Annotated in this window: 23 protein-coding genes; 10 read left to right on the top strand and 13 right to left on the bottom strand. The window is 70.8% G+C overall.

The window, feature by feature from the left end; all coding sequences use genetic code 11:
- Window positions 1-36: 36 nt before the first annotated feature.
- From ABEA24_RS06225 to ABEA24_RS06205, 5 genes are all read right to left on the bottom strand, one after another.
- Entirely contained in the window at window positions 37-783 is a 747-nt protein-coding gene (locus ABEA24_RS06225) for a GAF and ANTAR domain-containing protein (RefSeq protein WP_345429682.1), read from the bottom strand.
- Between the two features lie 6 nt (window positions 784-789).
- Window positions 790-1,500 carry a GAF and ANTAR domain-containing protein gene (locus ABEA24_RS06220; protein ID WP_345429681.1) on the bottom strand — a complete coding sequence of 237 codons (711 nt, stop codon included), beginning with the start codon at window positions 1,498-1,500 and terminating at the stop codon, window positions 790-792.
- Window positions 1,501-1,778: 278 nt separating this feature from the next.
- Window positions 1,779-2,507: an MIP/aquaporin family protein gene (locus ABEA24_RS06215; protein ID WP_345429680.1), complete on the bottom strand. Its 729-nt coding sequence runs from the start codon at window positions 2,505-2,507 to the stop codon at window positions 1,779-1,781.
- Between the two features lie 275 nt (window positions 2,508-2,782).
- On the bottom strand, window positions 2,783-3,451 hold the full coding sequence (locus ABEA24_RS06210) for a LysE family translocator (protein ID WP_345429679.1): 669 nt from the start codon (window positions 3,449-3,451) through the stop codon (window positions 2,783-2,785).
- A gap of 26 nt (window positions 3,452-3,477) precedes the next feature.
- Entirely contained in the window at window positions 3,478-4,266 is a 789-nt protein-coding gene (locus ABEA24_RS06205) for a hypothetical protein (RefSeq protein ID WP_345429678.1), read from the bottom strand.
- Window positions 4,267-4,393: 127 nt separating this feature from the next.
- Here ABEA24_RS06205 and ABEA24_RS06200 point away from each other — a divergent pair, with 127 nt between their 5' ends.
- The 3 genes from ABEA24_RS06200 to ABEA24_RS06190 are packed head-to-tail and all read left to right on the top strand — an operon-like array spanning window position 4,394 to window position 7,295.
- Window positions 4,394-5,398 (top strand): AAA family ATPase, encoded by a 1,005-nt coding sequence (locus tag ABEA24_RS06200; protein ID WP_345429677.1) that lies wholly within the window; start codon window positions 4,394-4,396, stop codon window positions 5,396-5,398.
- Entirely contained in the window at window positions 5,395-6,351 is a 957-nt protein-coding gene (locus ABEA24_RS06195; protein WP_345429676.1) for a DUF58 domain-containing protein, read from the top strand. Before ABEA24_RS06200 ends, ABEA24_RS06195 begins: the two co-directional genes overlap by 4 nt.
- A complete protein-coding gene (locus ABEA24_RS06190) occupies window positions 6,348-7,295 on the top strand; it encodes a VWA domain-containing protein (protein WP_345429675.1) in 948 nt (315 codons plus the stop codon). Before ABEA24_RS06195 ends, ABEA24_RS06190 begins: the two co-directional genes overlap by 4 nt.
- A gap of 79 nt (window positions 7,296-7,374) precedes the next feature.
- On the opposite strand, the gene ABEA24_RS06185 is transcribed toward ABEA24_RS06190, so the two are convergent.
- Window positions 7,375-7,827, bottom strand: a complete 453-nt coding sequence (locus tag ABEA24_RS06185) for a hypothetical protein (RefSeq protein ID WP_345429674.1) — start codon at window positions 7,825-7,827, stop codon at window positions 7,375-7,377.
- A 100-nt stretch (window positions 7,828-7,927) separates the two neighbouring features.
- Here ABEA24_RS06185 and ABEA24_RS06180 point away from each other — a divergent pair, with 100 nt between their 5' ends.
- The 5 genes from ABEA24_RS06180 to ABEA24_RS06160 all read left to right on the top strand — a co-directional run bounded on the left by ABEA24_RS06180 (window position 7,928) and on the right by ABEA24_RS06160 (window position 12,060).
- Window positions 7,928-8,533: a class I SAM-dependent methyltransferase gene (locus tag ABEA24_RS06180; RefSeq protein WP_345429673.1), complete on the top strand. Its 606-nt coding sequence runs from the start codon at window positions 7,928-7,930 to the stop codon at window positions 8,531-8,533.
- A complete protein-coding gene (locus ABEA24_RS06175) occupies window positions 8,530-9,072 on the top strand; it encodes a TrmH family RNA methyltransferase (RefSeq protein ID WP_345429672.1) in 543 nt (180 codons plus the stop codon). The genes ABEA24_RS06180 and ABEA24_RS06175 overlap by 4 nt, the downstream gene beginning before the upstream one ends.
- 63 nt (window positions 9,073-9,135) lie before the next feature.
- A complete protein-coding gene (locus ABEA24_RS06170) occupies window positions 9,136-9,603 on the top strand; it encodes a hypothetical protein (protein WP_345429671.1) in 468 nt (155 codons plus the stop codon).
- A 105-nt stretch (window positions 9,604-9,708) separates the two neighbouring features.
- Window positions 9,709-11,268, top strand: coding sequence for a serine hydrolase domain-containing protein (locus ABEA24_RS06165; RefSeq protein ID WP_345429670.1), 1,560 nt, complete (start codon window positions 9,709-9,711; stop codon window positions 11,266-11,268).
- Window positions 11,269-11,289: 21 nt separating this feature from the next.
- A complete protein-coding gene (locus ABEA24_RS06160) occupies window positions 11,290-12,060 on the top strand; it encodes a MerR family transcriptional regulator (RefSeq protein WP_345429669.1) in 771 nt (256 codons plus the stop codon).
- A gap of 194 nt (window positions 12,061-12,254) precedes the next feature.
- Here the strand turns inward: ABEA24_RS06160 and ABEA24_RS06155 are convergent, their stop codons facing one another.
- Genes ABEA24_RS06155 through ABEA24_RS06145 form a run of 3 tightly spaced genes read right to left on the bottom strand, consistent with a single transcriptional unit; the run spans window position 12,255 to window position 14,091 of the window.
- Window positions 12,255-13,241: a WGR domain-containing protein gene (locus ABEA24_RS06155; protein ID WP_345429668.1), complete on the bottom strand. Its 987-nt coding sequence runs from the start codon at window positions 13,239-13,241 to the stop codon at window positions 12,255-12,257.
- A complete protein-coding gene (locus ABEA24_RS06150; RefSeq protein ID WP_345429667.1) occupies window positions 13,238-13,435 on the bottom strand; it encodes a hypothetical protein in 198 nt (65 codons plus the stop codon). Before ABEA24_RS06150 ends, ABEA24_RS06155 begins: the two co-directional genes overlap by 4 nt.
- A complete protein-coding gene (locus ABEA24_RS06145) occupies window positions 13,432-14,091 on the bottom strand; it encodes a DMT family transporter (RefSeq protein ID WP_345429666.1) in 660 nt (219 codons plus the stop codon). Before ABEA24_RS06145 ends, ABEA24_RS06150 begins: the two co-directional genes overlap by 4 nt.
- Window positions 14,092-14,123: 32 nt before the next feature.
- Between ABEA24_RS06145 and ABEA24_RS06140 the strand changes: the two genes are divergently transcribed.
- On the top strand, window positions 14,124-17,168 hold the full coding sequence (locus ABEA24_RS06140; RefSeq protein ID WP_345429665.1) for a Tn3 family transposase: 3,045 nt from the start codon (window positions 14,124-14,126) through the stop codon (window positions 17,166-17,168).
- Window positions 17,169-17,279: 111 nt separating this feature from the next.
- On the opposite strand, the gene ABEA24_RS06135 is transcribed toward ABEA24_RS06140, so the two are convergent.
- The 3 genes from ABEA24_RS06135 to ABEA24_RS06125 all read right to left on the bottom strand — a co-directional run bounded on the left by ABEA24_RS06135 (window position 17,280) and on the right by ABEA24_RS06125 (window position 19,670).
- On the bottom strand, window positions 17,280-18,485 hold the full coding sequence (locus tag ABEA24_RS06135; protein ID WP_345429664.1) for an alpha/beta hydrolase family protein: 1,206 nt from the start codon (window positions 18,483-18,485) through the stop codon (window positions 17,280-17,282).
- A gap of 103 nt (window positions 18,486-18,588) precedes the next feature.
- On the bottom strand, window positions 18,589-18,927 hold the full coding sequence (locus tag ABEA24_RS06130; RefSeq protein ID WP_345429663.1) for a winged helix-turn-helix domain-containing protein: 339 nt from the start codon (window positions 18,925-18,927) through the stop codon (window positions 18,589-18,591).
- Window positions 18,924-19,670: a hypothetical protein gene (locus ABEA24_RS06125; RefSeq protein WP_345429662.1), complete on the bottom strand. Its 747-nt coding sequence runs from the start codon at window positions 19,668-19,670 to the stop codon at window positions 18,924-18,926. The genes ABEA24_RS06130 and ABEA24_RS06125 overlap by 4 nt, the downstream gene beginning before the upstream one ends.
- 303 nt (window positions 19,671-19,973) lie before the next feature.
- Between ABEA24_RS06125 and ABEA24_RS06120 the strand changes: the two genes are divergently transcribed.
- Window positions 19,974-20,639, top strand: coding sequence for a recombinase family protein (locus ABEA24_RS06120; RefSeq protein WP_345429661.1), 666 nt, complete (start codon window positions 19,974-19,976; stop codon window positions 20,637-20,639).
- Window positions 20,640-20,648: 9 nt separating this feature from the next.
- On the opposite strand, the gene ABEA24_RS06115 is transcribed toward ABEA24_RS06120, so the two are convergent.
- Complete coding sequence (locus ABEA24_RS06115; RefSeq protein ID WP_345429660.1) at window positions 20,649-20,810, bottom strand: hypothetical protein; 162 nt, start codon at window positions 20,808-20,810, stop codon at window positions 20,649-20,651.
- Between the last annotated feature and the right edge of the window lie 62 nt (window positions 20,811-20,872).

Raw genomic sequence — 20,872 nt, 5'->3', positions numbered from 1 at the left:
GTTCCGGCACGTGAGCGGACCGTGGCCCACCCGCGCTCACTCCTCGCTCTGCCGGGCCCGTTCCCGGGACGGCACCGAGAGCCTGCCGTCGATGACGGCCTCGGCCACCTCCACCAGCTTGCTGTTGCCCGAACGCGCGTACTCCCGCAGGGCGACGAACGCGTCATCGACCGAGACGCCCTCGCGCTCGGCCACGAAGCCCTTCGCCTGCTCGATGAGGATCCTGCTGTTGAGGGCGCCCTGGAGCTGTTCGGTCACCATCTCGCGGTGGTGAAGGGCCCGCTGGTGCACGATGCCGATCGTCGCCGCGTTCGCCAGTGTCTGGCCGAGCTCGATGGTCGCCTCGTCGGGAGGATCCTGGCCGACGCTGAAAAGGTTCATCGCGCCGATCACATCCGTGCGCAGCCGCATCGGCAGTGCGTGCACGCTGGTGAACCCGGCCTCCGCCGCGGCAGGGGCGAAACGGGGCCACCGGGCGGTGGCGTCCGCGCCGGACAGATCGGTGCAGTGCACCGGCCGTCCACTCCGATAGGCCTCCAGGCACGGGCCCTGGGAACTCTGCAGCTGAAGCAGTTCCAGAAGCCGCGCCCGCTCGGTCGAGGCGGCCACCAGGTTGAGATTGCCCCGGTGATCGACCAGGAGCAGGCCGCAGGCCGTGACGTCGAGCAGTTCCACGCCTCGAGCCGCCAACCGGTCCAGGAAGTCGATGATGTCGAAGTCGTCCACCAGGGTGTCGGTCAGCTCCACGAAGACGTCACGCACCCGCCGGTCCGATGTGGTCATCCGATCTCACCTCCTTTCTCCTCCGCGGGGTCCGGTGGTCCCGCCGTCGTACCGCGGACCACCGCCAGGCCGGCCGTCGGACCCGAACCGCAGCCGCCGGGCCAGGACCTCCGCGGCCACGTCGGCCAACCGCAGGTCCTGGGCATAGGCGTGCGCGCGGAGCCGCGCGAACGCGTCGGTGACGCTCGCGCCGATCTGCGCCGCGACCATCCCGGCCGCCTGATGCACCTCCACGCGGAGTCCGGCGAAGTCAGTGTCGAACAGGTCGTCCAAGCCGGCACCGACTCCGTCACCATGATCCAGAGCCAGCACCAGGGCCGCGTCGGCGAAGGTCAAAGCCTCGGCCAACTCCTCACGGGTGAGCAGCCCGATCTGCCGGCGGTACAGGTCCATGACACCCAGGCGGACCGCACCGGCGGCGACCGGAATGGCGAAGACCGCGACGACGCCGCGGTCCGCGGCGGCCGGCGCGAACATCGGCCACCGTCGTCCGGCCCACTCCGCGGCCACATCCGGGACCAGCACCGGCCGGTCTCCGGCGGCCGCGTCCATGCAGGGCCCTTCTCCCAGGGTGAACTGCAGTTCTTCCAGTTCCCGGCTGAGCGGATCGGTGGCGTACACCGGCTCGTGCAGCCTTCCGTCCCGGATCAGCGACAGGCCCGCGCCGGCGGCCACGATCGCCCGGGTACAGGCGATGCAGGCGTGCCGGACCGACACGCGCGTCGCCTCCCCATGGGCTACGGCGTTGATCGATGCCCATACCCGCGCGCTGCGGTCGTCATTCACAAGGTCCGCTTACTCGAGGAGGGTGTCCTCGGCTGGCCGGGTCACCGGCTCCCCTGATCTGTTGGTTATGCACACCACGCTAGTCGCATTCGCGGCCGGGACCAACGTCACCGCTGATGTGGCCCTTCGGCCCGGGCGGCGGGCCTGCCGGTCTCGCGGAACGGCGTCCCCGGCGCCTCGGACGACGGGCAGGCCGGCGCGGCCGCCCCTCAGAACACCAGGCGGGCCACGCCGGCCGCGGCCATCGCGCCCACGATCGGGCCCACCACCGGGATCCACGCGTACGCCCAGTCCGAGGAGCCCTTGTTCGGGATCGGCAGGAACGCGTGGGCGATCCGCGGACCCAGGTCCCGCGCCGGGTTGATGGCATAGCCGGTCGGCCCGCCCAGGGACAGGCCGATCCCCACGACCAGCAGCGACACCAGCAGCACACCCAGCCCCGTCGCGGCGATCTTCGCGACCGGGCCCTGCTGCAGGCCCGTGGCCAGGATGAAGAACACCAGCACGAACGTGGCGATGATCTCGGTGACCAGGTTCTGCACGTAGTCGCGGATCTGCGGGATGGTGGAGAACACCCCCAGGGTCGGCTCCTCCGCCTCCTTGAAATGCCCCAGATAGGCGAGCCAGACCAGCACCGCGCCGACGATCGCACCGAGTATCTGCGCCACGATCCGGATCGGCACCTCACCCCAGATCTGGCCCCCGTACACGGCGATGCCGAGCGTCACCGCCGGGTTGATGTGCCCGCCCGACAGGTTCAGCGCCGAGTACGCCCCGGCCAGCACGCCGAAACCCCACCCGAACGTGATGACGATCCAGCCGCCCGCGAACGCCTTGGAGCGCGGCAGCAGCACGGCCGCCACCACACCATCGCCCATCAGAATCAAGATCGCGGTGCCGATGAACTCCCCGGCGAAGATCGCCGCGTTCCCGTGCATAGCGAGGCTCCGTTCCGCGGAGCCGCCCGGGCCCCGTCTCCCGCCACCTCACCCGTCGGCGCACTCCCGCCCGACAACAGCAATGCCCGCAATCACGCGGCCGATGAACGGGCCCTCCGGACCCTGACCAGTGCTTTACCGGCCTTGCCCCGCCTTTCACCAGCCCGGCCGCCCACCACACCTGTGGAAAACCATCGGCCGCCCCCTCCGGCAAAAAGGCACATCGCGGGATGTTCGACGCCCGACCCTGTGGACGACCCTGTGGACGGACGCCGCTACCGCGAGTCCGTCACCAGCCGCACCCCCAGGCCGACCAGCACCACACCGGACACCTGCTCCATCCGCCGCCGCACCCGCGGACTGCGCAGCACCCGGCCCGCGCGCCCCGCCAGCCAGATCACCCCGAGGTACCACGCCACATCGACCAGCGCCCACACCACCGCCAGCAGCGCCAGCGCGGGCATCACCGCCACCCCGTGCGGCACGAACTGCGGCAGGAACGACACCGCGAACACCCCGGCCTTCGGGTTCGCGGCATTCGTCAGCAGTCCCAGCCGGAACAGCCGCCCATGCGATACGGCCGCCGCCGGGGCGCCCTCCCCCGCCTCCGCGCTGCCCCGGCGCGCCTGCCACAGCGCCCGCACCCCCATCGTGATCAGGAACACGACGCCGGCGAACCGCATCACGTCATAGGCGATCCGCGAGGCCAGCAGCAGCGCCGACAGGCCGAACACCGCCGCCATCCCCCACAGCAGCACCCCGGCCTCATTGCCCAGCATCACCGCCACGCCCGCGCGACGCCCCGACCGCACCGACTCCCGCACGATGACCGCCGTACTCGGCCCGGGCACCATCGCCACCACGATCGCCGCCCCGATGAACAAGATCAGGCTCTGCACCATGACGCCATGCTCGCCGCCCACGGCCAGGACAGGCAACCACATTTCGCCGCATCTCCGCCCGTACGGGATCAGCCGCGCCGGCCCCGGACGCCCAGCGGACCACCGGCCGGATTCGCGGTGTCCTGCCCGCCGCCGCTCGGCGTCGGACGCGGCGTCCGGGACGAGGACCGGCCCGGCGACGGCGAAGGCCGCGCCGACGTCGTCGACGGCGACGGCTCCGGACTGACCGGCGTCGACGCCGGCGTGTCGGTCGGCTGCGGAGGAGTCGGCTGCGACGGCTCACACGAGAACAGCAGGAACACCAGCAGGGCCAGCAACGCCAACAGCGCCGCCAGCGACAGCACCGCCGTCGCCAGCCCCTTCGAATCCGCCAGCGCCGCCGCCCCACCGGACACCGGCGGCCCCTCCACACCCACCGCCGGGCCCGCCGGACCCGACGCCCAGTAGGCCTGGAACGACGGGCCGCGCCGCACCCGGCCCGTCCACCCCCGCCGCAGCAGCACCGGCTCCAAGAACCGCTCCGCGCCCGGACGCCCCTCCTCGTACGGCGTGGCCACCCACGGCGCCCCGCCCTCGGCCAGCGCCGCCACCACCGGCGCCGGCTCACCCGGCCCGGGCTCCGGCAGCACCCGCGGCACCGGATCCGGCGGCGGCGTCTCCCGCGCGATCGCCGCGCGGAACCGGTCACGCGCCGCCGCGTCCCCGGCCGCCGCGGTCGTCAGCAACGCCACCGTCACCAGGCGGCCCTGCGGATCCGAGCCCAGGTAGACGATGCCGGCCGCCGACTCGTGCAGCCGGGACTCCAGCCGGAACGGACCCAGCTCACCCGGGTCACCGGTCTGCAGCGGCTTGGGCATCCACACCCCTCCCCCCGGCACCAGCCTGTCGCGCGCGACACCCTAACAGGAAGGGGATCAGACGCCTTTTCCGCTGAATCGCATAGGGTCGTGCACGTCGGTGCACGACCCTGACCCGAGGGACCAGATGACGATCGCCGTAGGAGACATCGAAGAGGCGGCAGCCCTGCTGCAGCAGAGCGTTGCGGAGGTCAAAAAAGTCATCGTCGGCCAAGAGCACATGGTCGAACGCATGGTCATCGCCCTGCTCGCCCGCGGCCACTGCCTCCTCGAAGGCGTGCCCGGCGTCGCCAAGACCCTGGCCGTCGGCACCCTGGCCACCGTCGTCGGCGGATCCTTCGCCCGCCTGCAGTTCACCCCCGACCTCGTCCCCTCCGACATCGTCGGCACCCGCATCTACCACCCCTCCACCGAACAGTTCGACGTCGAGCTCGGGCCCGTCTTCGTCAACTTCGTCCTCGCCGACGAGATCAACCGCGCCCCCGCGAAGGTCCAGTCCGCCCTCCTGGAGGTCATGGCCGAACGCCAGGTCTCCCTCGGCGGCAAGACCCACCCCCTCCCCCGGCCCTTCGTCGTCATCGCCACCCAGAACCCCATCGAGTCCGAGGGCGTCTACCCCCTCCCCGAGGCCCAGCGCGACCGGTTCCTCATGAAGGTCAACGTCGCCTACCCCGGCGCCAGCGAGGAGATGCAGATCCTGCAGCGCATGAGCGTCGACCCACCCGACGCCGCCCCCATCCTCGACGCCGACAGCCTCATCGCCCTCCAGCACGCCTCCGACGAGGTCGCCGTCCACGAACTCGTCGCCGACTACATCGTCCGGCTCGTCATGGCCACCCGCGAACCCGAGCAGTACCGCCTGCCCGACCTCAAAGGCGTCATCGAGATCGGCGCCAGCCCCCGCGCCACCCTCGGCCTCGTCGCCTCCGCGCGCGCCCTGGCCCTCCTGCGCGGCCGCGACTACGTCCTGCCCGACGACGTCCGCGCCGTCGCCGTCGACGTGATGTCCCACCGCATCCTGCTGTCCTTCGACGCCGTCGCCGACGGCGTCGACCCCGTCGGCATCGTCGAGCGGATCCTGGCCACCGTCCCGCCCCCGCGGGTCGTCTGGAACCACCAGCACGCGTCATGACCCGCTCGCCGAAACTCACCCGGCTCGTCCCCGAGCAATCACTCAAACGGCTGGAACTGAAGGTCACCCGCCGCCTCGACGGACTCCTGCATGGCGAGCACCTCGGCCTGCTGCCCGGCCCCGGCAGCGACCTGGCCGAAGCCCGCCTGTACCAGCCCGGCGAGGACGACGTCCGCCACATGGACTGGTCCGTCACCGCCCGCACCACCACCCCGCACGTCCGCGACCTGATCGCCGACCACGAGCTGGAGACCTGGGCGCTGGTCGACCTGTCCCCGAGCATGGACTTCGGCACCGCGCGCATGGAGAAACGCGACCTCGCCGTCGCCGCCCTGGCCGCCGTCGGATTCCTCACCGCCCGGCTCGGCGACCGCCTCGGCGCCCACATCATGCACGGCGGGCAGATCCGCCGCTGGCCCGCCCGCACCGGCCGCATCGCCACCTACACCCTCCTGCAGGCACTCCTGGACGCCCCCCGCGGCACCGCGGGCCCCGACGGGCCCCGGCTCGCCGACGCCCTCTCCGGCCTGGCCCGCAGCCAGACCAAACGGGGCCTGCGCGTCGTCATCTCCGACTTCCTCGACCGGCAGGAGACCCCCGGCGGGGAACTGTCCTGGGAACGCCCCATGCGCCAGCTCGCCGTCCGCAACCAGGTCATCGCCGTCGAGATCATCGACCCCCGCGAACTCGACCTGCCCGACGTCGGCCCCGTCATGATGACCGACCCGGAGACCGGCGACACCCACGAGATCATCCTGTCGGCGAAGGTCCGCGCCGCCTACGTCGAAGCCGCAGCCGCCCAGCGCGCCCGCATCCGCGGCGCGCTCCGCTCCTGCGGCGCCGGCCACCTCACCCTGCGCACCGACCGTGACTGGATCACCGACGTCGCCCGCTTCGCGCTGCAGCAACGCCGCGTCGCCGGGCGGCCGCAGCCGCGAGGAGGCCGCCCGTGACCTTCCTGTCCCCCGGCCGCCTGTGGCTGCTGGCCCTCGTCCCGCTCCTGATCGGCGCGTACCTGCTCATGCAGGCCCGCCGCCGGCAGGCCGCCGTCCGCTTCACCAACCTGGCACTGCTGTCCCAGGTCGCCCCCCGCCGCCCCGGATGGCGCCGCCACGTCGCCGCCACCCTGTTCCTGCTGTCCATCATCTTGATGACCGTCGGATTCGCCCGGCCCGCCAAACCCGTCAAGGTCCCACGCGAACGCGCCACCATCATCGTGGCCATCGACGTGTCCCTGTCGATGAAGGCCACCGACGTGTCCCCCACCCGGCTGGAGGCCGCCAAGTCCGCGGCCAGGAAGTTCGTGCAGGACCTGCCGATCCGCTTCAACGTCGGCCTCGTCAGCTTCTCCGGCAGCGCCTCCGCCGTCGTCGCCCCCACCTTCGACCGCGAGGCCGTCGGCCACGCCATCGACGGGCTCCAACTCGGCAAGGGCACCGCCATCGGGGAGGCGGTCTTCACCTCTCTGCAGTCCATCCGCTCCTTCGACGCCCGCGCCAACCAGGACCCCCCGCCCTCCCACATCGTCCTGCTGTCCGACGGCGACAACCAGAGCGGCCGATCCGTCACCGAGGCCGCCGCCGCGGCCCGCGCCGCCAAGGTGCCCGTCTCGACGATCGCGTTCGGCACCCCGTACGGCACCGTCGACATCGACGGGGAGACCGTGCCGGTGCAGGTCAACAAGACCACCCTGAAGAACCTCGCGACCGACACCTCCGGCAAGGCCTACGAAGCGCAGGCCGGCGGCGAACTGTCGGAGGTCTATAAGCACATCGGCAGCTCCCTCGGATTCCGCATCGAACGCCAGGAAGCCGCCTCCCAGTACATCTTCATCGCGCTGCTGCTCGCCCTGGCGGCCGGCGGCCTGTCCCTGGTGTGGTTCCAGCGACTGCCCTGACCCGCCGCCAGGAACCCCGGACGCACACGCGCCGGTGAGGTGACCACGCCCGGTCGCGAGGCCGCCCGTGCGAGGGCGCTCAGCCGCGCCGGGAGGCCGGGCGGACGCCGCGCGCGACGTACCCGATGATCCCGAGTAGGACCAGGACACCGAGCCCGTCCGACAGTCCCTCCCAGAGGCTGCCGAACAGTCCCTGCGCCGACAGGAACAGGTAGGTCGCGAACACCGTGACCGCCGTGCCCACGGCTGGGACCGCGGCGTACGACCATGGGTGCTGCTGCGCCCACGCCCGCGCGCGGTCATAGCCGCGGCGCAGTAGCGCGCCGCCGGCGCCGATCAGGAAGAACACCGAGAGGCCCAGGGCCAGCGGGCCGGCCAGGGTCGGATGCCAGCCCAGCAGATGCAGGGCGAAGTCGGCCAGGCCCACCGCCGTTCCCCCGGCCAGTGCGGCCACCCAGGGGCCCTCGGAGGCCGCCGACATGGCGATCCAGGTCGACTCCGAGCGGCGCGGTACATCCGGTTCGTACGTCATATCGTGATGATGCGCCCCGGGGGCGGCGAAGGCCATCGGGGATTCCCCCGAGCCGTCCCTGAGGCCGACCCCACCCCGAACGCTGGTACGGTCAGCCGACGTGGGGGAGCACTATTTCGCGCGACAGCCGCAGGCCGGCAGCAGACCGGGCACCGTCGACCTCGTCCTGCCCGATCTTCACCTGCGGCTCGCCACCGACCGGGGGATGTTCTCCCCCGACCGCGTCGACCTGGGCACCCGGGTCCTGCTGGAGACCGTGCCACCTCCCCCGCCCAGCGGGGACCTGCTCGACCTCGGATGCGGGTACGGCCCGATCGCCTTGACCCTGGCCAGCCGATCGCCGCAGGCGATGGTCTGGGGCGTGGACGTGAACGAGCGTGCCCTGACCATCGCGGAGCGGAACGCGCAAGCCGCCGGCCTTGACAATGTAAGGTTCAGCTTGGCCGACCGGATCGACCCCGCGCTGCGGTTCGCCGCGATCTGGTCGAACCCGCCGATCCGCATCGGCAAGCAGGCCCTGCACGCCCTGCTGCAGACCTGGCTGGCCCGGCTCGCCCCCGGCGGCCGCGCCCACCTGGTCGTGCAGAAGAACCTCGGCTCCGACTCCCTTCAGCGCTGGCTGACCGACCAGGGCCACCCCACCGACCGCATCGCCTCCCGCGCCGGGTACCGCGTCCTGGCCGTCGACCCGAAGGACCCAACGTGAACACCGACGCGCGCCGGCAGCTGCGCCCCACCGACGTCAAGCGCCTCAACCGCACGTGGCGGCGGCGCACCGAGGACCGCCTCGGGCTGCTCATCGAGTCGGTGACCCAGCCGTTCAACATCGGCTCGATCACGCGGTCCGCGGCGGCGTTCGGCGTCGATCACGTGTGGCTGGCCGGCAACGCCACTCCCCCGACCCACCCCAACGCCCGCAAGACCGCGCTCGGCACCGAACGCCTCATCGCCTGGGAGGAGCCCGTCCCGATCGCCGACGCCGTGCGCGCCGCCCGCGAGGACGGCTTCCGGATCGTGGCGATCGAGCTGACCGGTGACGCGGTGCCCCTGCACGAGGCGCCCCTCGACGGCGACGTGTGCCTGGCCGTCGGCGGCGAGGACCACGGCTGCTCCCCCGCCCTGCTCGCCGCCGCCGACACGGTCGCCTACATCCCCCAGATCGGCCGGGTCGGCTCCCTCAACGTCGCCGTCGCCACCGCCATCGCCCTGGCCGAGGCCCGCCGCCGCGAATGGGCCCGTCCTTAACGAAGCTGTCACCAGGTACACGCAGCCGCGTTATCCCTGGTCAGCACAGGAAGACGGGGTTGCGTGGCCGATTTTGAGGACCGGCCGGCGGCCATTGTCGCCGAGCTCCGCTCGACCGAGGGAATCACGGTTCACCACGCGTCGGAGGGTTCCCTCGCCACGTGGCTGACCGGACCGGGGCACGCGCTTGAGGTGATCCGGAAGGCTGCGGGCGTCCATCTTGCTCCGCTCATGGCCGGTAATTTTCACCGGTACAACGAATTGCACTGCTACTGGTGGGCGGCGGACGGCACCATCGGCGGTGAATTCTGGCTCAAGCACCTGGTGAACGTCTGCGTGGACAGCGTTCCCGACGGGCTGTCCGACGCGGAGTGGCCGGTCCCGGAACGCGGTTTTGACCGACTCGGAACCTCGTGCGAGGTCTTTGACCCCGATGGCGAGGAGCGCATTGTCAGTGTGTTCGACGGGCAGGGTCTCGTGGGGACCGGCGCGGTCGTCGGGTTCGCCGAGCTCCGGGCCAGGATGGCGTAGCTGTGAGCTAGATCACGGTTGAGGTTGACCTCGGGTCAGGGTGGAAGCTCGTCGCACCGGCACGACGCCGACCGGACACAGCAGATTTGAAGGAGCAGACCACCCATGTCCATCGCCCTTTCCGACCAGGACAAGAGCACCCTGCGGACCGCCGCGTACGGTGCCTTGTCGCTGATGGCCGCCGCCACCGGCTCGCCCCGCAAGGCCGCCACGAATGCCTCCATCGCCCTGACGTCGGCGACCGGTCTGGTCGGGCACGTGCTCACCGCGAAGGCCAAGGACGTCGAGCTGAAGGGCAAGACCGTCGCCGAACTCTCCGACCGGGTACTGCCTGCCCTGACCGCAGCCATGAAGCTGCTCGGCGAGCAGGCTCCGGCAGAAGCCGACAACTTCCGCAGCACCATCCTCCTCACCATCGAAGCCGCCCAGGTCCACCCGGACAAGCCCAGCGCCACCACGGCCGAGATGGCCCGCAAGATCACCGCCGCCCTCGACGCCGCTGGGGTGGCCACCGCGGACAGCGGGGCTGCGCCGGTGGCTGCTGCCGGGCAGGATCGCCCGGAGCTGCAGAAGGCGATCGAGGAGATCGCCGCTTCCGGTTTCGTCGGGGTGTCGCTGCGCGTGCACGATGAGCGGGGCGAGTGGGTCGGCAGTGCCGGGGCGGCCGAGCTGGGCGGGGCCGCGAAGCCGCCGACGAACGGGCATGTCCGGATCGGCAGCAACACCAAGACCTTCACCGCGACCCTGGTGCTGCAACTGGTGGCCGAGGGCAGGGTCGGGCTGGACACCCCGGCGGCGGACTACCTGCCCGAGTTCGGGCTGGACGAGCGGATCACGGTGCGGATGCTGTTGCAGCACACCAGCGGGGTGTTCAACTTCAGCGGCGAGGTCTACGACGACGGGAAGGTCGCGCCGGGGATCCCCATCCCCTACGGCACCACGGGCAAAGAGTGGATGGACAACCGGTTCAAGACCTACCGGCCGCAGGAGCTGGTGGAGCTGGCGTTGTCCAAGCCGGCGCGGTTCGAGCCGGGGACGGGCTGGAGCTATTCCAACACCAACTACGTGCTGGCCAGGCTGCTGATCGAGAAGGTCACCGGCGGCTCGGTCGCCGAGGAGATGCAGCAACGGATCCTGGGGCCGCTCGGGCTGTCGGGCACCGTGGTGCCCGACGCCTCACCGGAAATTCCCGAACCGCACGCCCACGCCTACTACCGGTACGAGGACGCCGGCGAGCAGAAGACGATCGACATCACCCGCCAGAACCCCTCCTGGATCTCCAGCGGCGGCGACATGATCTCGACCACCCAGGACCTCCACACGTTCATCTCCGCGCTGCTGGGCGGCAAGCTCCTGCCGGCCCCGCTGCTGGCCGAGATGTGCACCCCGTACCCGACGGGCATCCCGAACATGGACTACGGCCTTGGAGTGTTCGTGGTGAACACCGACGGCGGTGGCACCGTCATCTCCCACAACGGCGCCGCCGTTGGCCATGCGGCGCTGATGTACAGCACACCCGACGGCAGCAAGACCCTGACCGCCGCGCTGAACTGCGTGGACGACGCCGACCTGTCCATAGGCGGGGCATTCCAGAACGCCCAGCAAAGGCTCGTCAACGAGGTGTTCCGCGGTGGGCAGGCCGATCCGGCTCAGCCGACGGACTGAGCACCAAGGCAGGATTTGCAGATGGACGGAGTCACGATCGGGCAGGCGGCGGCATTCGTCGGCGTCACGGTGAAGACGGTGCGGCACTACCACAAGCTCGGCCTGGTCGAGGAGCCGGAACGCGACAGCTCCGGTTACCGGCGGTACGGGCCGGCCGACCTGTTGCGGCTGGTGCAGGTCCGGACGCTGGCCGCCGCCGGGGTGCCGCTGGCCGAGATCGGGCCCCTGCTCGACGCCGACGCCGCGCTGTTCGCCGCCGCGCTCGCCGACGTCGAGCGGCAGCTCACCGAACGGATCGAGGAGTTGATCGCACGGCGTGAGACGCTGCACCGGCTCGCCGATGGCGACCGGGCTCTCCTGCCCGACCGCGCTGTGGCGCTGCTGGAGCGGATGGCCGGCCTCGGCTTCACCGCGGACGAGGTGGCGGCCACCAGGAAGGGCTGGGTGCTGGCCAAGGCCCTGGTCCCAGAAGGCTTCGACGACTACCTCACCCATATCGAGCACGCCCTCCAAGACACCCGGTTCGTCGCCTTGATCAAGCGCGGTGCCGAAGCCGCGTCCTGGGAACCGGACGACCCGCGCATCGCCGAGCTCGCCACCGCCATGGCCGACCACTACCTCGCCAACCCCGCACAGCTGAAGACCGTGACCGGCCTGCAAGCCCGCACCGAGGCCGCGACCCGGTACCGGCTCATCAGCCGCTTTGGCAATCAGTCACCAGCCGGGGCCCGGATGGCCGATCTCATCGAGACCAAGCTCCGCTCCGCGGGCGTCCCCATCCCGCACCTCTGACGCCGGTCCGGTGCGGGCTACGGGTTGCGGAGCCGTGCACTTCGGGTCTGGTTTCCGGGCCGGAGCGTCAGCTGTTGGCCAGGGTACGGTTGCTGGACCACCACACCCGGACCTCCTGAGCTGCGGCTTCGCCGGCCCCGCCGCCCCCTACGCCCGCCGGCCGTACGCGCGCCGGCCCCAGGCCATTGCCCTGGTCATGCCCGGGCGGAGTCGCCCAGCAGGAATCGGTCGATCTCGGCGGGGGTCTCCCGCGTGAGGTCCGGCCGCGTGAGCGTCAGGACCTCACGCCGGTGGTTACGGATCTCCAGCCGGCTGCCGGGCAGGGCCTCCGAGAGGAGCCGCATCCCGCGTTCCAGCATCGATCGCCGGTAGACCTTGAACGTCTTCTCCCGTACCGACGGGGTGCCGCCGAGTTCCTCGAAGCCGTTCTCGCTTCGCAGGTCGAATCTCAGGTCGATCACGGGAAAGGGCTCACGGTCCCAGGTGGTCGAGGGCATCGAGTCTCTTCCCTCAAGCCGCGCCTCGACCAGCGTCTCGGTGTCTTCGTCACCGATCTCACAGTCGAGGATCGGGTAGGCCGCGCCGAGCCGGCCACCGGACCGGTTGCGGCACAGGGAGGGCGCGCAGAACAGCACGTGATCGAACTGGCCGATGGGGGAAGGCAGGGGGACCTTGTGGTGGGACCGGCCGTCGAAGGCCAGTTCGAGGCGGGGGCGGATGAAGTCGAGGAAGGCCGATACAGCGCCGGGGTCGTGGCCGGGCTTCTTCACGATGACGTGCAGGCCCCGGCGCTCGTCCTCGCTCAGGACGAGGTATTCGAAGAAGGGGCCGGGCCCGCCCTGGAAGTCGTAGAGCTTCGAGAACACCCGTTCGTGGCCCTCGACCGGCTCGTGGTCCGCCCAGTGGGGGTCCACGTCGAGCAGCTTGGCGTCCGCTTCGGCCTCGGCCGCCTCGGCAGCGGGGTCCGGTGCGACCTCGACGTACCCTTGGCGCTTCTTCTCGCTGATCTTCATCGTGAAGTGCCGCTCGGCGTGAGCCTCGTCGTCGAGCGTCATACTGGCCGCCTGAGTCCGGCCGCCCGCCTGCCCCCAGGCCATGCGGCAGCGGATGCCGTCGCGTTCGATCTGCCAGTGCCGCACGACACCGCCGCTGCTCTTCTCGAAATACCGCCTCTCCGTCACGCCTCTCCCATGCCTTTCCGCATCGACCGCTGTCCGCATGATGGCACGGCCGTAGCGCGGACGACGGCGACCGCGGCCAGGGCGGTCGCCAGGCCGATCGCGGTCCGCATGCCGAACGGCTCACCGAACATCAGTGCGCCCCACACGGCCGTGACCGGCGCGATCAGGAACATCAGCGTGTTGACCTCCGTCACGCCCGAGCGCCGCAGCGTGACCCAGTACAGGCCGTAGCCGCCGAAATGGGCAGCGCGATCAGCCAGGCGACCGCCCCCCAGAACGACGGCGCCGCCGGTGGGACGACGGCCCCGGTGCCCACGGCGAGGGCCGTGAAGAGCAGGGCGCTGACGGTGCAGTGCACGGTCAGGGAGACCTCCGGGGCGACCTCGGTCCGGGAACGACCCTGGACGAACGTCGCCGTCACCAGGGACAGCATGCCGGCGAACGGCACCAGGTAGGCCCACCCGGGCACGCCGGTGCGGGCGGTGGCGTCGGCCGCGGTGACGATGACGACGCCGGTCACGCCGAGGCACAGGCCGAGCCACTGCCGACGCGCGACGGGACGGCCGAGCAGCGGGCCGGAGAGCACCCCGACGACCAGCGGCTGGGTGCCGTCGATCAGCGCCGTGGTGCCGCTGGAGACCCCGAGCCGGATCGCCTCGTAGACGGTGAGAAGGTACCCGCTCTGGGACAGGGCGCCGATCAGGGCCTGGCGGGCCAGTTCCCGGCTCGTCAGGCCCCGCCAGGCACCGCGGGCGGCGGCGACGGCGAGCAGGACGGCCTCTGAGGAGGATCGGAACGGCCAGTAGCGACAACGGACCGATCTTGATTCCGGTTCGGTGAACCGGGCCATCTGCGCTGGTCAGCGGCCCTACGTTCCGGCTCATGCCAGTTGATTTCCTGTCTGACGATCAGGTCTCCCGCTATGGCCGGTTCGCGGCCGAGCCGACGCCCGGTGAGCTGGAGCAGTTCTTCCGCCTTGACGTGCCGGGGCTGGAGGCTGCCCGCTCGAAGCGGTCGCCGGCGAACCGGCTCGGCTTCACGGTGCTGTGGGGCTCGGTGCGGATGCTTGGGGTGTTCCCGACCGAGGACCTGGCGGTGGTGCCGGCCGTGGTGGTGCGGTTCGCGGCCGAGCAGCTCGGCGTCGAGGCGTCCGAGTGGGCCGGGTACGGGGTGCGGAAGCAGAGCCGCTACGAGCATGCCTGGGAGATCCGGGACGCGTTCGGCTACCGCGAGTTCGGCGAGGCGGAGCAGGAGGTGCGCGCCTTCCTGGCGGCGCGGGTGTGGGCGTCGGTGGAGGGGCCGCGGGCGCTGTTCGACCGGGCGGTGGTGTGGCTGGTGGACAACCGGGTGCTGCTGCCGGGGATCACGACGCTGACCCGGCTGGTGGCCGAGACACGGGCCCAGGAGCTGGCCGAGCTGTACCGGACGCTGGACGAGGCGGTGCCGAGCGAGCTGCGGCAGGCGATGCGCGAGCTGCTGAAGGTGCCGCCCGGGAAGCGGGTCTCGGAGCTGGAGCGGCTGCGGACCGGGCCGGTGCGGGTGTCGGGCACGGCAATGCGCGAAGCCCTGGACCGCGCCCGGGAAGTGCGGGCGCTCGGGGCCGGCCGGGTGGAGATGGGCGGGGTGCCGTCGGCGCGGATGGCGGCGCTGGCCCGGTACGGGCTGGGCTCGAAGGCGCCTACCTTGCGGGACCTGGAGGAGACCCGGAAGACCGCGACGATGCTGGCCACGGTCCGGCACCTGGAGACCGCCTCGGTGGACGACGCCCTGGACCTGCTCGACGTCCTGATGGGCAGCCGGCTGCTGGCGCGGGCCGAGCGGATCGGACGAGAGGAGAAGCTCAAGAGCCTGCCGAAGCTGAAGAAGGCGGCTGGACGGGTGGCCAAGGCGGTGGAGGTGCTGCTGGGCACCGCGCCCGCCACCCTAGACGGCGAGGCGGTATCGGTGCTGGACGCCTGGGAGGCGATCGAGAAGGTAGTGCCGCGCGCCAAGCTCGCGGAGGCGCTGAGCGTGATCGCCGAGTGCGTGCCGGACGGCGACGGGGACGAGGACGCGGAGTGGCGGGCAGCGCTGGCCTCCCGGTACGGCACGGTGCGCGGCTTCATCCGGCTGCTGGTGGACACCGTGGACTTCGGCGCGGTGGAGGCCGGGGCTCCGGTGGTGAAGGCGCTCAAGCAGCTGCCCCACCTGGTCGGCCAGCGCAAGGTCGCCGCGTCCGAGGTCGACCAGCAGTTGGTGACCGGCTCGTGGCGGCGCCTGGTGTTCGCCAACCCGGATGTCGAGCCGGGCTGCGTGGAGAAGGCGGCGTACTCGTTCTGCGTGCTGGAGCACCTGCACCGGGCGCTTCGGCGCCGGGACGTGTTCGCCAGGGACGGGGACCGGTGGGGCGACCCGCGGGCCAAACTGCTGGCGGGTGACCGCTGGGAGACGGCCGAGCCGACCGTGTTGACCGCACTCGGGCTCGAGGCGGAGCCGGCCGCGCACCTGGCCGAACTCGCCTCGGCCCTGCACGGCGCCTACCACCAGGTCGTCGCCGGGCTGCCGACGAACAGCGCGGTGACGGTGAAGGACGGCAAGCTGCAGCTGGACCGCCTCGGCCCCGCCCCCGAGCCGAATCTGATGCCGGCCTTCCGGCAGCTGGCCAACAGCATGCTGCCGAAGGTCGACTTCCCCGAGCTGCTGCTGGAGGTCGCCGAGCTGACCGGCATGACGACCGCGTTCACCCACATCTCCGGCGCCGATCCGCACATGGACGACTTCGAGGTCAGCGTGTGCGCGCTGCTGCTCGCGGAGGCCTGCAACGTCGGCCTGACCCCGGTCGCCAAGCCGAACGTGCCGGCGCTCACCCGCGCCCGGCTGGTCCAGGTCGACCAGGGCTACCTGCGGGCCGAGACCATCAGCGCCGCCAACGGGATGCTCATCGGCGCGCAGGCCAAGGTGGACATCGTCCGGGCCTGGGGCGGCGGGCTGGTCGCCTCTGCGGACGGGGTCCGCTTCACCGTGCCGGTCCAGACGATCCACGCGGGCTACAGCCCTCTCTACTTCGGCCTTCGCAAGAAGGGCGCCACCTGGTTGAACGTGGTCAATGACCAGGTCATGGGCCTGGGCGGAGTGGTGGTGCCCGGCACGCTGCGCGACTCGCTGTTCATCCTGGACGCGCTGCTGGGCCGCGACGGCGGACCGAAGCCGGAAACCGTGGTCACCGACACCGCCAGCTACAGCGACATCGTGTTCGGGCTGTTCGCGATCTGTGGCTACCAGTTCTCCCCGCGGATCGCGGACATCTCCGACGCGCGGCTGTGGCGCACCCACGCCAGCGCAGACTACGGGCCGCTGCAGGAGGTCTCCCGGCACACGGTGCGCTTGGACCGGGTCCGGGCGCACTGGGGCGACATGCTGCGGGTGGCCGGCTCCCTGACGCTCGGTGAGGTCCGCGGGCACGACCTGATCCGCATGCTGTCCCGGGACGGGCGCCCGACCGGTCTGGGTGATGCGTTCGCCCACTACGGGCGGATCTTCAAGACCCTGCACCTGCTGCAGTTCATCTCCGACGACGGATACCGCCGCATGATCGGCAAGCAGCTGAACATCACCGAGGCCCGCCATCGTCTGGCCCGCAGGATCTTCTTCGGTCAGCGCGGCGAGCTGCGGCAGAACTACCGCGAGGGCATGGAAGACCAGCTCGGCGCCCTTGGCTTGGCCCTGAACGCCGTGGTGCTGTGGAACAGCCTCTACCTGGACCGGGCGGCCAAGCAACTCGCCGCTGACGGCTTCCCCGTCACCGACGACCTGCTGGCTCGCCTGTCACCGCTGCAGTTCGACCACATCAACTTCCTCGGCCGCTACGCGTTCTTCCGCCCGCAGGAGGCCGGCCGCAGACCGCTACGCGAACCCTCGACCGGCGGGGAGGACGACGGCGAGCGGTAGGAGCGCCGATCACGCGATGGAAGGGCTGCGCGGACTTGCGAAGGCCGTGCCCGGATGGCGACGGCATTCCTGGCGGGCTTGGTCGGACCGCGCATTGCGCGGTCCGACGCTTCACGGGATGAACTTCACCTCTGGGAAGGCCACGCTCGGACCGTCGAGCAGATGTCCCCGGCGGTGTCGCAGGTGCAGGTCGAAGAACGCGAGGGGGTAGGCCTGCTGGATCCGGACCGCCCGAGCCGGATCTAGGGTGCCGATCATCTCCTGAATCTGCTGGTTGGTCATGCCGAGGACCTTGCCCGCTTGCGGGATCAGTGTCGCGTCGTCGCCGTACGTCTTGTGAATGGCCCCGTCGGCCTGGATGTTCAGCCGCCAACCGCGAAGGTGTGTCCAGAACTCGGCGACGTCCGGCATGGTGGCCCGGGTAAACGAAGCGGTCATCATCATGAACGGCCGGTCCAGGTCGGAGGTGATGGTCGGCTGCATCGGACCGTCGATACTGAGCCCGGCGCCAACGCGCTGGTCGGCGAGCATAGTGAGCGCAGTGGCGGTGCCACCCTTCGACCAGCCGAACGCGCCGATGCACCTCGGGTCGAGGGCGCCGAGCAGTCCCTGGGGCAGTGGCCTGCCGTCGACGTCGGGGTTGTGCCCGGCAGCAAGGCCCTCGACGACGTCGAGCACGAACCGGAGGTCCGTGGCGAAGTCCCGGGGCCCCAGGAACGGCGGGACCTCTGCCGGAACGGTGAGCCGGCCGTCGGGGAACTCGCTGAACGCGTCGTACGTGTGGTCGACGGTGACCACGGCGTAGCCGTGGCTGGCGAGTTCCTGGACCATGATGGTGTGGTCGCCACGATGGCTGCCCGCGCCGTGCGAGTACACGACGACGGGCAGGCGGTGGCCCGTTTGGTGCACGGGTGCGCCCACGTGTGCGGCGGTGAGTGGGCCGAGGGCGGGATCGAGGGGGAAGCCGACGTCCGCCAGAAACGCCCGCAGCGCACCCTGGGTCATCCAGGGAGCATGCGGCAGGGCCTTCGTCTTGCAAGCGGGGTACCAGACGCTGGCCATCAACTCGCGGTGATGCCCCGGGCCGGCCACAGGATCCGGACGCGAGGTGTCGACGAGGTGGAGCGGCACCGTGCCCACCGGGTGCGGCCCGGTGGGCCTGGGCAGCGTGAGCTGCGACGGACCGGGGGCGGTCGGAGCCGCCCACGCCTGGCGCGCTGCGCTGATCGGCACGGCGGCCCCGACCCCCGTCACCAGCGCGGCTGCGAGCAAGCGACGGCGCGTCACGTCCGTCGTGGTGACCGGTGTGATGGTCACGTGTCCTCCCTGGGTTTCTTGGACGGTGTTCGGCGTGCTGCCCGGGTCCGCCGGACGTCGGCGGGAGCCGCTCACGGCTCACCACGGTTCGCCGGGGCCCGGATCAGGACTCCGGGGTTGAGCTGCCGTGCTCGATCTGGTGGATGAGGCGCTTGAGCTGGGCGACCTCGTCCCGCAGGGCGCGGTCGCCCGCGGGGGTGAGGGAGAGCCAGGTGCGGGCGCGTTTGCCCTCGTAGCCCTTCTCGATATCGACCAGTCCAGCCTTCTCCAGGATGGCGAGGTGCTGGCTGAGGTTTCCGGCGGTGAGGCCGAGTGCCGTGCGCAGGAAGCCGAACTCGACCCGGCGCGCCTGGTGGGCGACGGTGAGGATGCCGAGGCGGACGCGCTGGTGGACCACGTCGTCCAGACCGGTGACGGGGTGCTGTTCGGGCTGATCGGTCATGACGCATTGCGCCTGCGGGGCAGCTCGGCCAGGCCAAAGCCGAGGGCGCCGAGCAGGAGGAGCACGCCGGGGACGGCGTAGCGGGGCAGGAAGAACCAAGGCGAGGTGAAGGGGATCCCCGACCAACCGGTGGGCAGCGGCACCAATTCGATGGCCACATACACCGCGGTGAGCAGCAGCAGGACCCGGCTGCGTTCCACCCAGGACAGCACCAGCAGCGGCAGCCCAACGGCCGTGGCGTTCCCCACGAGTCGCTCGAGGAACCTCGTCATCTCGGAGCTGGGGTCGAGGTGTAGGCCCCAGAAGTCGAGTGGTTCACCGGGCCGCGGGATCCCGTGGCGGGTGCTCCAGAAGGAGGTGGCGGCCACCACACCGAGCAGGGCGATGCCGGTGAGGATGTAGGGCCGGACCGGGGTGCCGACGCCGCGGTTGCGGGAGCGGCGGATGTAGAAGAACGCCGTCGCCGCATAGGCGAGGGCAATCCCGATGGGCCAGTAGAGCGGCGACCCCTGCTTGACGACGGTACAGCCCACGCCTGCGGCGGGGGCGGTCGCCGGGCAGGGAACGGTCAGGACCTGGAACGTGAAGCGGCTGACCAGGATTCCCCCCAACATGAGCACGCCGAGCAGCAGGAGAGGAAACCAGGTGCCGCGCTGAGCGGCTCGGACCTTGCGGGTCAATTCACCGAGACCGGCGAGGACTTCGTGAGGCGTGCCTTGCAAGGGCATCGAAGCGTCTGTCACCCAGTCAGCTTTGCATCACAAACCAGTTATGGCAAGAAATCTGTGTGCACTCCAAGATCGGATCCGGCAAACCCGGTAGTCCGAGGTCGACCCCGCTGGCTTGCGTTGATGCCCAGGGGCCATCAAGTCCTCGTCCCAACACCTTCAGGCGCGCGCCGATAGAACAGAGGCTTCAATAAACCATCGTTTACTGAAGACCAGCAGCCGGACCGCCCGACGGCCCCTCAGGGCCTTCAAAAACTCCTTCAAAAACCAGGCTTGTTCAAGAAGTACGGCACACCGTTTTCTGACAGAATCCCGGGCGTGAGCACCCCCTCCGAGCCCGACGTCTTCGACCTCCTGGTCGCCGAACCCGCCCACCGCACCGAGATCCTCATCGGCTACGCCCGGGTCTCCACCGGCGGGCAAAAGCTCGACCGCCAGATCGACGCACTCACCGCCGCCGGGTGCCGACGCATCTTCGCCGACAAGAAGTCCGGCAAGGACGACCTCCGGCCCGAGCTCAAGGCCTGCCACGCCTTCCTCGCCGCCGGCGACACCCTGGTGGTCCCCGCGCTCGACCGCTACGGCCGCTCCCTCAAGGACTTGGTGAACATGGTCGGTGAACTGCGCCGCCGGGAGATCGGGTTCTGCTCGCTGCACGAGCGCCTGGACACCACCACCCCCGGCGGCCGGCTCGTCTTCCACGTCTTCGCCGCGCTCGCCGAGTTCATCCGCGAGCTGATCGTTTCCGGCACCCGCGAGGGCTTGGACGCCGCACGCGCCCGCGGCCGGGTCGGCGGCCGCCCGACCGTCGCCACCCCTGAGATCATCCGCGCCGCCCGCGACATGCTCCCCAACCCCGAGAACTCGATCACCTCGATCGCCAAGATCCTCGGCGTCAGCCCCGGCACTCTCTACAACCACATCCCCGACCTGCAGGAACTCCGCGCCTCCGGCCGCATCCCCGGGCAGCTCACCTCAAGCTGACTGCTACCGCTACTGGCCGTTCCGATCCTCCCCGGAGGCCAGGACCACCGCCAGGGGGATAAAACGCCAGGTGAGGATCGTGACCGCCGAGGCGGTCCCGGTGCCGAGCTTGGCGCCGATGAATCCGGAGCTCCAGCACAGCACGAACCCGGCCGCCAGGAGGATGTTCACGACAGGCCTCCAGTATACAGATCGGTTTACCTCGCGGGAACGCCACTATACCGATCTGTGTA

It is taken from the genome of Actinoallomurus vinaceus (assembly GCF_039542055.1).
Taxonomy (GTDB): domain Bacteria; phylum Actinomycetota; class Actinomycetes; order Streptosporangiales; family Streptosporangiaceae; genus Actinoallomurus; species Actinoallomurus vinaceus.
This window is presented reverse-complemented; position numbering and strand designations above follow the sequence as displayed.